At 46.3% G+C, this 6454-nt stretch carries 13 tRNA genes and 2 rRNA genes; all 15 read right to left on the reverse strand.

The window, feature by feature from the left end:
* Positions 1 to 214: 214 nt before the first annotated feature.
* A 23S ribosomal RNA gene (locus tag HMPREF9630_RS09635) occupies positions 215 to 3126 on the reverse strand.
* 359 nt (positions 3127 to 3485) lie between these two features.
* Positions 3486 to 5014, reverse strand: a 16S ribosomal RNA gene (locus HMPREF9630_RS09640).
* Together the 16S and 23S rRNA genes with 13 tRNA genes alongside form the textbook arrangement of a ribosomal RNA operon.
* 189 nt (positions 5015 to 5203) lie before the next feature.
* Positions 5204 to 5280 (reverse strand) — tRNA-Met (locus HMPREF9630_RS09645).
* A gap of 34 nt (positions 5281 to 5314) precedes the next feature.
* Positions 5315 to 5390, reverse strand: a tRNA-Phe gene (locus HMPREF9630_RS09650).
* Positions 5391 to 5403: 13 nt separating this feature from the next.
* Positions 5404 to 5480 (reverse strand) — tRNA-Ile (locus HMPREF9630_RS09655).
* Between the two features lie 50 nt (positions 5481 to 5530).
* Positions 5531 to 5607: transfer RNA gene (locus HMPREF9630_RS09660), tRNA-Ile, on the reverse strand.
* Positions 5608 to 5611: 4 nt separating this feature from the next.
* A tRNA-Pro gene (locus HMPREF9630_RS09665) sits at positions 5612 to 5688 on the reverse strand.
* Between the two features lie 4 nt (positions 5689 to 5692).
* A tRNA-Trp gene (locus tag HMPREF9630_RS09670) sits at positions 5693 to 5767 on the reverse strand.
* Between the two features lie 37 nt (positions 5768 to 5804).
* Positions 5805 to 5881, reverse strand: a tRNA-Pro gene (locus HMPREF9630_RS09675).
* A 4-nt stretch (positions 5882 to 5885) separates the two neighbouring features.
* Positions 5886 to 5978, reverse strand: a tRNA-Ser gene (locus HMPREF9630_RS09680).
* Positions 5979 to 5982: 4 nt separating this feature from the next.
* A tRNA-Ser gene (locus HMPREF9630_RS09685) sits at positions 5983 to 6071 on the reverse strand.
* A gap of 34 nt (positions 6072 to 6105) precedes the next feature.
* Positions 6106 to 6182, reverse strand: a tRNA-Arg gene (locus tag HMPREF9630_RS09690).
* Between the two features lie 5 nt (positions 6183 to 6187).
* A tRNA-Gly gene (locus HMPREF9630_RS09695) sits at positions 6188 to 6261 on the reverse strand.
* Positions 6262 to 6264: 3 nt separating this feature from the next.
* Positions 6265 to 6349, reverse strand: a tRNA-Tyr gene (locus tag HMPREF9630_RS09700).
* Positions 6350 to 6368: 19 nt separating this feature from the next.
* Positions 6369 to 6444 (reverse strand) — tRNA-Thr (locus tag HMPREF9630_RS09705).
* Positions 6445 to 6454: the final 10 nt, after the last annotated feature.

A 6454-nucleotide genomic window follows, 5' to 3' on the forward strand; every position in this document is an offset into this window, starting at 1 on the left:
TCTTTCGATTGATATACTTCGCATAACATCGAAATATTTTATCTGATTGTACTTTGCACAATCAAAACTGCATATCATCTCTTTTCAAACATATACTTCGTATTACTTCGTTAAACTTCGTATCGCTCGTCAGTCACATAGCTTAGTATGCTCCTTCCTTACTCACTTGTTTGCCTTGTACTACTCGCATATCTTTGAAAATACCTTATATTAGTAGGTTAAGTCCTCGACCTATTAGTACAAGTTAGCTTAATACATTACTGCACTTACACTCCTTGCCTATCTACCACTTACTCTTAATGGGGTCTTACTTCTTTCGAATGGGATATCTTATCTTGAGGTTGGCTTCGTGCTTAGATGCCTTCAGCACTTATCCGTTCCGCACATAGCTACCCAGCTGTGCCTTTGGCAAGACAACTGGTACACCAGTGGTGCGTCCATCCCGGTCCTCTCGTACTAAGGATAGCTCCTCTCAAATATCCTACGCCTGCGACGGATAGGGACCGAACTGTCTCACGACGTTCTGAACCCAGCTCGCGTACCACTTTAATGGGCGAACAGCCCAACCCTTGGGACCTACTCCAGCCCCAGGATGTGATGAGCCGACATCGAGGTGCCAAACCTCCCCGTCGATGTGAACTCTTGGGGGAGATCAGCCTGTTATCCCCAGGGTAGCTTTTATCCGTTGAGCGATGGCAATTCCACTTTCTACCACCGGATCACTAAGCCCGACTTTCGTCTTTGCTCGACTTGTTAGTCTCGCAATCAAGCTCCCTTTTGCCTTTGCACTCTTCGCATGATTTCCGACCATGCTGAGGGAACCTTTGGACGCCTCCGTTACTCTTTGGGAGGCGACCGCCCCAGTCAAACTGTCCGCCAAGCACTGTCCCGTACCTTGCTTCAAAGGTTCCGGTTAGAACTCACATAATCAAAGGGTGGTATCCCAAAGTTGGCTCCTGTAAATCTGACGACCTACATTCTCTGCCTCCCACCTATTCTGTACATTAATTACATAAATTCAATACTAAGCTACAGTAAAGCTCCATGGGGTCTTTCCGTCCTGTCGCAGGTTTCCGGCATCTTCACCGGTACTACAATTTCACCGAGTCTGTTGTTGAGACAGTGCCCAAATCGTTACGCCTTTCGTGCGGGTCGGAACTTACCCGACAAGGAATTTCGCTACCTTAGGACCGTTATAGTTACGGCCGCCGTTTACTGGGGCTTAAATTCAAATCTTCGATTTCTCTAAACTCTCCTCTTAACCTTCCAGCACCGGGCAGGCGTCAGCCCCTATACTTCACCTTTCGGTTTCGCAGAGACCTATGTTTTTGGTAAACAGTCGCTTGGGCCTTTTTTCTGTGGCCTACTCTCGTAGGCACCCCTTCTCCCTAAGTTACGGGGTCATTTTGCCGAGTTCCTTAACAACAGTTCTCTCGCTGGCCTTAGGTTTCTCACCTTACCCACCTGTGTCGGTTTTCGGTACGGGCTACTTGTATCTGGATAGAAACTTTTCCTGTCAGTGTGAAATCATTAACTTCGCTACTTTATTCGCTCCCCTTCACAGCTCATATTATCAAGCATACGGATTTGCCTTTATACTCTAACTTGCTGCTTGGACGTGCTCTTCCAGTCGCACGCTTTAACTATCCTCCTGCGTCATTCCTTCTCCTCTTTGGCGATACTCGTAGGTACAGGAATCTTAACCTGTTATCCATCAGCTACGCATCTCTGCCTCGCCTTAGGCCCCGACTTACCCTGAGCGGACGAACCTTCCTCAGGAATCCTTGGGTTTTCGGCCTGTGTGATTCTCACACACATCTCGCTACTCATGCCAACATTCTCTCTCGTATCTTGTCCACAGTCTCTTTCGATTCTGCTTCGTCCTATCATACGATGCTCTTCTACCACTCACGTCTTGCGTGAATCCAAAGCTTCGGTAGTATGTTTGAGCCCCGGTAATTTTCGGCGCAAAACCACTCGACCAGTGAGCTATTACGCACTCTTTTAATGTATGGCTGCTTCTAAGCCAACATCCTGGTTGTCTGTGCAATTTCACATCCTTTTCCACTTAACATACATTTGGGGACCTTAGCTGTTGGTCTGGGCTTTTTCCCTCTTGACTATGGATCTTATCACTCATAGTCTGACTGCCTTTTATCATATATTGGTATTCGCAGTTTGATAGCTTTCGGTAACCTATACGGCCCCTAGAGCATTCAGTGCTCTACCCCCAATATACTTTTTTTTAAGACGCTAGCCCTAAAGCTATTTCGAAGAGAACCAGCTATCTCCGAGCTCGATTGGAATTTCACCTCTACCCACAAGTCATCCCCGAACTTTTCAACGTTCGTGGGTTCGGTCCTCCATTTCATGTTACTGAAACTTCAACCTGCTCATGGGTAGGTCGCCCGGTTTCGGGTCTATGCTGTATAACTTATCGCCCTTTTCAGACTCGCTTTCGCTTTGGATTTGAAACTTAATTTCTTTTCCTTGCTTTACAGCATAACTCGTTGGCCCGTTCTACAAAAAGTACGATGTCACTTATCGCTCCATCTGTTTGTAAGCATATGGTTTCAGGTTCTCTTTCACTCCCCTCCCGGGGTTCTTTTCACCTTTCCCTCACGGTACTTTTCTCTATCGGTTGATTAGTAGTATTTAGCCTTTGGGGGTGGTCCCCCTTTCTTCTCGCAGGGTTCCTCGTGTCCTACGATACTCTGGTACTATCTCGTGCGTCTTCTTGTTTCGATTACCGGACTTTTACCGTCTTTGGTGTAGCTTCCCAGACTACTTCTTCTTCAATACCTCGTCACTTTCTTGATAGTCCTTACCCCATTTAAGTTTCCTTATATGGTTTGGGCTCCTCCCATTTCGCTCGCCGCTACTTTGGGAATCGATGTTTCTTTCTTTTCCTCCACCTACTTAGATGTTTCAGTTCGGCGGGTTCCCTTCCTATTACCTATTTATTCAGTAATGGATACTTAATATCTCTATTAAGTGAGTTTCCTCATTCGGATATCTATGACTATAACGGATGTTTGCTCCTTATCATAGCTTTTCGCAGCTTGCCACGTCCTTCTTCGGCTCTAATCACCAAGGCATTCACCTTATGCTCTTTCTTCCTTAACCTTTTCGTTTTTTTATCCTTAGTTTTCTCTAAGTTGACCTTGCTATTTGTTTACTTGGTGTAAATTGTATAATCCTTTGACTTTTTATTCGGAAAGACTTAATATTTTATTTTTGTCTTTCTTCCTTTTTGTCTGCGTTTTATACTTTGATGATATGCAGTTTTCATTGTACAAATTTCATTTCGTTTGATATACTTCGTCTAACTTCGTTAAGTTTCGCATCTGTACTCAGTTACATACTTTAGTATGCTCCTTCGTCCTTTGCTCGCTTGCCTCGTTATACTCGTATCTGAAACAAAATTATATTTTTTGTTGTTTTATGAACAACAAAAATCGGATAGTAAACTTTTTTCTCCTTAGAAAGGAGGTGATCCAGCCGCACCTTCCGATACGGCTACCTTGTTACGACTTCACCCCAGTTACTAAGTTCACCTTAGGCAGCTTCTTCTTTCGTTAGATCACTGACTTTGGGTGCCCTCAGCTCCCATGGTGTGACGGGCGGTGTGTACAAGACCCGGGAACGCATTCACCGCAACATTCTGATTTGCGATTACTAGTAACTCCGACTTCATGTAGGCGAGTTTCAGCCTACAATCCGAACTTGGACCGTTTTTTTCAGGTTTGCTCTTCTTCACAGATTCGCTTCTCTTTGTTACGGCCATTGTAGCACGTGTGTAGCCCTAAGCATAAGGGGCATGATGATTTGACGTCATCCCCACCTTCCTTTAGGTTATCCCTAACTGTCTTACTAGAGTGCCTGCCTTTACGCACTGGCAACTATTAATAGGGGTTGCGCTCGTTGCGGGACTTAACCCAACATCTCACGACACGAGCTGACGACAACCATGCACCACCTGTGTGGGATGTATACCCGAAGGTATTATTACGACTTTACATCGCTTTTCATCCCCATGTCAAGCTTAGGTAAGGTTCTTCGCGTTGCTTCGAATTAAACCACATGCTCCGCTACTTGTGCGGGTCCCCGTCAATTCCTTTGAGTTTTATTCTTGCGAACGTACTCCCCAGGCGGAACACTTATTGCGTTTGCGCCGGCACCGAGATTCCTCCCGACACCTAGTGTTCATCGTTTACGGTGTGGACTACCAGGGTATCTAATCCTGTTTGCTACCCACACTTTCGTGCCTCAGCGTCAGTTTTAGTCCAGAAAGTCGCCTTCGCCACCGGTATTCCTCCCAATATCTACGCATTTCACCGCTACACTGGGAATTCCACTTTCCTCTCCTATACTCAAGCTTAATAGTTTCAAGGCCGAACAGTAGTTGAGCTACTGCCTTTTAACCTTGACTTAACAAGCCGCCTACGCACCCTTTACGCCCAGTAATTCCGGATAACGCTTGCCCCCTACGTATTACCGCGGCTGCTGGCACGTAGTTAGCCGGGGCTTTCTTGTATGGTACTGTCATTTTTTTCTTCCCATACGACAGAACTTTACGACCCTAGGGCCTTCTTCGTTCACGCGGCGTTGCTGCATCAGGGTTCCCCCCATTGTGCAATATCCCCCACTGCTGCCTCCCGTAGGAGTTTGGACCGTCTCTCAGTTCCAATGTGGCCGTTCACCCTCTCAGGTCGGCTACTGATCGTCGCCTTGGTAGGCTTTTACCCCACCAACTAGCTAATCAGACGCAAGCTCGTCTATAACCGCCTCAGCTTTGATATACAATATTCCCATATCATATATTTTATCTCGTATTAGCTAACATTTCTATTAGTTATTCGTGTGTTATAGGTTGATTACTTACGTGTTACTCACCCGTCCGCCACTAAGTCTTATATTCCATCCGAAAACTTCACATATGACTTCGTTCGACTTGCATGTGTTAGGCACGCCGCCAGCGTTCATCCTGAGCCAGGATCAAACTCTCAATTAAAATTTGACTTCTCTCAGCATTATTTATCCTTACTGACTTTGTTTGTTTGGTACATTTAACTTATTCTTCATAAGTCTTCTTTGTTTACTATCCGATTTTCATTGTTCATCTGTCCTTTGACAGCTCGTTTATTATATCTCTTCTTTTTCTCCCTGTCAAGTACTTTTTTTTACTTTTTTAAAACAAAAATGGTAGCGGCAACAGGGATCGAACCTGTGACCTTTCGGGTATGAACCGAACGCTCTAGCCAGCTGAGCTATGCCGCCATAAAAATATAATCATATTAAATTGAATTTGCTTTGGTGCCTAGAGACGGAATCGAACCATCGACACGAGGATTTTCAGTCCTCTGCTCTACCGACTGAGCTATCTAGGCATATAATAAATAGTGGTGGGCCTTCAGGGACTCGAACCCCGGACCTGCCGGTTATGAGCCGGACGCTCTAACCAACTGAGCTAAAGGCCCCTATAATAATATAATACCTAAATTATTTTCATCTTTTTTTAAAAAGATAATGGTGGGCTTAGCTGGACTCGAACCAGCGACCTCACGCTTATCAGGCGTGCGCTCTAACCGCCTGAGCTATAAGCCCACAATGGTCGAGGTGGAGGGACTCGAACCCCCGGCCCCATGGTCCCAAACCACGTGCGCTACCAAACTGCGCTACACCTCGTTAATGGCAGGGGCGGCAGGATTTGAACCCACGGCATTTGGTTTTGGAGACCAACGTTCTACCGCTGAACTACGCCCCTAATTAAACCCAGCCTATATAAAATTTTAATACAAAAATGGTCGAGGTGGAGGGACTCGAACCCCCGGCCCCATGGTCCCAAACCACGTGCGCTACCAAACTGCGCTACACCTCGTTAATGGCGGAGAAAGAGGGATTTGAACCCTCGCGCCCCGTTAATAGGACCTACTCCCTTAGCAGGGGAGCCTCTTCAGCCACTTGAGTATTTCTCCAATATGGCGGAGGGGGTGGGATTCGAACCCACGGCCCCTTTCGGAGTCACTGATTTTCAAGACCAGCTCCTTAAACCGCTCGGACACCCCTCCAAGAAGTAGTATAATATGCATTTATTAATTTAAATGGTGTGCCTGAAGGGATTCGAACCCCTGGCACGTGGCTTAGAAGGCCACTGCTCTATCCTGCTGAGCTACAGGCACATATATGGAGCGGGTGAAGGGGATCGAACCCTCGCAACCGGCTTGGAAGGCCGGGGCTCTACCACTGAGCTACACCCGCATATGGTGGAGGAAGTTGGATTTGAACCAACGTAGGATTGACCAACAGATTTACAGTCTGCCCCCTTTAACCACTCGGGCATTCCTCCAATGTATTAAATATCTAAATGGAGCTGGCGATAGGAATCGAACCTACAACCTGCTGATTACAAGTCAGCTGCTCTGCCAATTGAGCCACGCCAGCATATTGCGTT

Origin of the sequence: Peptoanaerobacter stomatis (genome assembly GCF_000238095.2) — a bacterium.
Taxonomy (GTDB): Bacteria; Bacillota; Clostridia; order Peptostreptococcales; family Filifactoraceae; genus Peptoanaerobacter; species Peptoanaerobacter stomatis_A.